Raw genomic sequence first — 3,831 nt, forward strand, 5'->3', positions numbered from 1 at the left:
CATAATTTTAAAATTTAGTTATTATTTGTTAATATTGTTTCTCACTAGCCACAACGACGACAAAGCCACAGGACGTTATGCCTCATGCTAAAAAAACCGACAGATGAGCGAAAATAAAAATCGTAAACTAAACAAAGAAATAAAAGTTGAAGACGTTGAATTTGACAGCGATGAAAATTTTGCTTTTATTGCGGGATACACTTCTGGTGGCGCATCCTATGGCGTGACACACGAAGAGATGAATGAAATTGAAAAAGAAAATCACGAAACTGACGATATAATATAAAAGAAAACAAATGTCATCTGGAGAAGCACATACAATTTGGTTTCCTGAATTAAAGCAACTTTTGCAAGAGAATTGGAAGACTAATTTGACAATTCCAAAACAGTTTAAACTTGTGGCTGACTTAGATAATAAACTGAACCAAATTAGAGCTGAAAGAAATATCCAACCTCCAATGATGTGGTGTCCGAAATGCCAAGAAAGGCATCGCTCAAAATTTAGGTCTATTTCTATAACCGCAATGTATTTTGCTTTAAAAAAATTTGATAATTGTACCGAAATTCAGTTTGTTGAATTAATAAAGAATTGGAAAATATATTCCAAAGAGAAAAACCTTGACATTTACGGAAAGGAAGTGGCTAAAACCAATATAGAAGAAAGCACGAAGGCATAACAGCTACTACAACGGATTTGGGCAATTGGCTTAATGGAAAGTGGGTTTTGTATTTGGGAGATTTGGCAAATCCGAAAATAGGGCTCAATTTAATCCCAAACCCGCTGTAGTAGCGGGACGTTGGTGGTCAGTTCGTGCCGAACTGACGCAGATAAAAATAATTTAATTTTAACCTTAATAATAAATAAAATGCAAAAAGTATTAGTTGTGAATATTTCGTCAAAAATCGGAAGCGGTAGTTCAAACATTAAAAATATAGAGTTCGAACTAACTGAACTAAATCAACATCTTTCAGATGGATGGTACATCTCAAAATACGATATTGTAACCACCCAAAATACTACTAATTTTAGCATTGTTTATCAGTTGTCTAAATAGTTAAAGTTTAAAAACTCTTTCTTTGGTTGACTTGAAAATTGTTAGCCAAAGAAAATAGTAAATAGTTACTTCTTTAGACTCTGTAAATTTTGTGTGTTTTGAAAACATAATTATAATTTTTAAAAATGATTCTGACTTTAAAACGGTGCAGAAACTAAACCGAAAATATTGTGGATAAAGAACCGAACCACCAACACACGCTTTGCAATAGTGGGGTTTAAGGCTAAATTTAATTATGGTTTTGTACTTGGAAAATTGGTACATAACCGAAATATAAGGCTTTCTTACCCCCACCATCGCAAGAGCGCGGGAACGTTGGGCATCAGTTCGTGCCGAACTGACGCTGATAAAAATAATAGAAAAATGAAAAAATATTTTTTAATCCCACAACCTCCAATCTCCGAAAAATTAACTTTTTTGGTGGACGAAATGAACGACCACAAAACTTTTGGTGTTACAGATGATTGGGATAAGTTTGAATACAATCTAAATCTTATAGGTAAAGATTTTAAACAAGATTTAGAAATCGGGTTAAGTTTTCTTGAAAAAGGTATTACCGAAGTAATAGATTTAGGAAGATACATAGCAGTTGTTGAATTAAAAAAAGACAAATCTAAAGGAGAAATAAATTTCTTTGATACAACAATAGATCTATCAAGAGAAGAATTATACAACAGAATAAATATTAGATATAGTAAAAACATAGCTGAAATTTTTATAAATATTTATGATTTAATGCGTTCTGGGTCTTCTCCATCTTTTGATAATGTAGAGTTGTTTCTTCCTTTAGAATCATAGAGTTGTTTTAATTTTTCGATAGATTTGTCTCTTTCGGGAGTATTCTCAATATATTCTTCAAGTTGAACAAATCCTTGTGATTTTATAATTTTTCTTATTCTATTTACCGACATAATAATTGAATTTTAATTTATACTTTTCACTTAAACGGTGGAAAAGCGAAACCGAAATATTGCGCATAAAGAACCGAATGCCCAACACACGCTTTGCAATAGTGGGGTTTAAGGCTTAATTTAAAGTTGATTTTGTACTTGAAAAATTGGTACATAACCGAAATATAAGGCTTGCTTACCCCCACCATCGCAAGAGCGCGGGAACGTTAGCGGTCAGGCTAAATCGACACAGCACAGTAAACAGAAACTATGACAGACATAAACATATACAAAGGCGAGTTTTGCATTTCAACCGACAAGGTAAAATTAGACCTTGACGCCATTCACGAATTTTTATCAACCAGAGCGTATTGGTGCATAAATATTCCGAAAGACAAGGTGCAAACTGCTATTGAAAATTCATTCTGCTTTGGTGTTTACCAAGACGAAAAACAAATTGGCCTTGCAAGAATCATTACCGATTTTTCAACGATTGCCTATTTGGGCGACGTATATATTTTAGAAGAATACAGAGGATTGGGGCTTTCTAAATGGTTAATGGAAACGGTTATGAACTATCCGAGTCTACAAGGTTTAAGACGTTGGATTTTACTCACAGGAGACGCACACGAGCTATATCGTAAATTTGGGTGGATAGACATTGCAGACCCAACCAAATGGATGGAACTTCATGATAAAAACGTTTATTCAAAGTAACAATGACAGGACAAAAACCAGCCCGAAATAAGCCCGAACCGCTAATCGAGTAGACGGCTCCGCCAGAAACTGACGGAGTGCGCCTCTCACACCACCGTACGTACGGGTCTCGTATACGGCGGTTCGCAAAGTGATGGGTTGAGTTCCATGTAAATTTCCAACATAGACTGATAGCCTCGTTTCTTGAGCCGTAGTAGGGTAATTGTAGTGTTTAGAATCGGACTTTGGGCTATGCGCCAGCCTCCTTTTCTTGTTCTGCTCCATGCATAAGCGTGGTCTTTGTCAACTCCTAGTCGCATCAGGTTTTTCCTTTTGCGTTCGGGTTTCTTCCAGTCCGTCCAGATGCAGTATCGCAGTCGGTTACGCAACCAGCCGTCAATATCTCGTAACTTTCCTTGAATACTCGTCCCCCGAAAATAGTTTAACCATCCTCATTGGATTTCGTTGATTTTTCGGATGCGTTCCTCGAAACTTCTCGGTGCGGTTTTGCGCGTCACTTCTTTTAGACTTTGCTTGAGTTTTGCCCAAGCTTTCTCCCCTACCGTGAGTTGATACCTGCCTTTTACGCCTTTTTGATAAGTTGATGCAAACGAAAATCCCAATATCGTGAACTGAATGGGTTTTCTAATCCCGCTCTTTTCCAGATTAATAGTCAGTTTCAGCTTGTCTCTCAAAAACAGAAAGATAGCGTTACCAACCGTTTTGGCTTGGGTTCTCGATTTGGTATAAATGCTAAAATCATCGGCATAGCGGACAAACTTCAAACCTTTTCTCGTCAGTTCTTTGTCCAATTCGTGGAGCAAAATGTTTGACAAAAGCGGACTTATCGGACTTCCCTGGGGGACTCCTTTTCGTCGTTTGACCAGTATTCCTTTGATGAGTATCGGCACTCGTAACCATTTGCGGATTAATCGCAAAGTCGTGGGGCATTTTACCTTTTGGTAAATCAGGTTCATCAGCAAGCAATGATCCACTTCGTCAAAGAAGGTTTTTAGGTCAATATCCACAATATAATTGTAGCCTTCGTGAATGTTTCCCAAGGCTTTACCTACCGCTTGGCGGGCGTTTTTGTTGGGTCGAAATCCGAAGCTGTTTACACTAAAATCCTTTTCAAATCTCGGCATCATCGCTTGCGATACGGCTTGTTGAAGCAGTCTGTCGACTACTGT

5 protein-coding genes and 1 pseudogene are annotated in these 3,831 nt (G+C 37.1%); 5 read left to right on the top strand and 1 reads right to left on the bottom strand.

What is annotated here, in order from left to right:
• Positions 1-103: 103 nt before the first annotated feature.
• From FNW52_RS20430 to FNW52_RS20450, 5 genes are all read left to right on the top strand, one after another.
• Positions 104-286 (top strand): hypothetical protein, encoded by a 183-nt coding sequence (locus FNW52_RS20430; protein WP_143379317.1) that lies wholly within the window; start codon positions 104-106, stop codon positions 284-286.
• 10 nt (positions 287-296) lie between these two features.
• The gene (locus FNW52_RS20435; protein WP_143379318.1) at positions 297-677 is read left to right on the top strand and encodes a hypothetical protein; all 381 of its coding nucleotides are present in this window, start codon (positions 297-299) and stop codon (positions 675-677) included.
• Between the two features lie 189 nt (positions 678-866).
• Positions 867-1,055: a hypothetical protein gene (locus tag FNW52_RS20440; RefSeq protein WP_143379319.1), complete on the top strand. Its 189-nt coding sequence runs from the start codon at positions 867-869 to the stop codon at positions 1,053-1,055.
• Positions 1,056-1,418: 363 nt separating this feature from the next.
• Entirely contained in the window at positions 1,419-1,853 is a 435-nt protein-coding gene (locus FNW52_RS20445; protein WP_143379320.1) for a hypothetical protein, read from the top strand.
• 362 nt (positions 1,854-2,215) lie between these two features.
• Positions 2,216-2,662 (top strand): GNAT family N-acetyltransferase, encoded by a 447-nt coding sequence (locus FNW52_RS20450; RefSeq protein ID WP_073246144.1) that lies wholly within the window; start codon positions 2,216-2,218, stop codon positions 2,660-2,662.
• Positions 2,663-2,748: 86 nt separating this feature from the next.
• Here the strand turns inward: FNW52_RS20450 and FNW52_RS20455 are convergent.
• Positions 2,749-3,831, bottom strand: a pseudogene (locus FNW52_RS20455) (reverse transcriptase domain-containing protein); the annotation flags it as partial.

This window comes from Flavobacterium sp. ZT3R18, from assembly GCF_007097385.1.
GTDB lineage: Bacteria > Bacteroidota > Bacteroidia > Flavobacteriales > Flavobacteriaceae > Flavobacterium.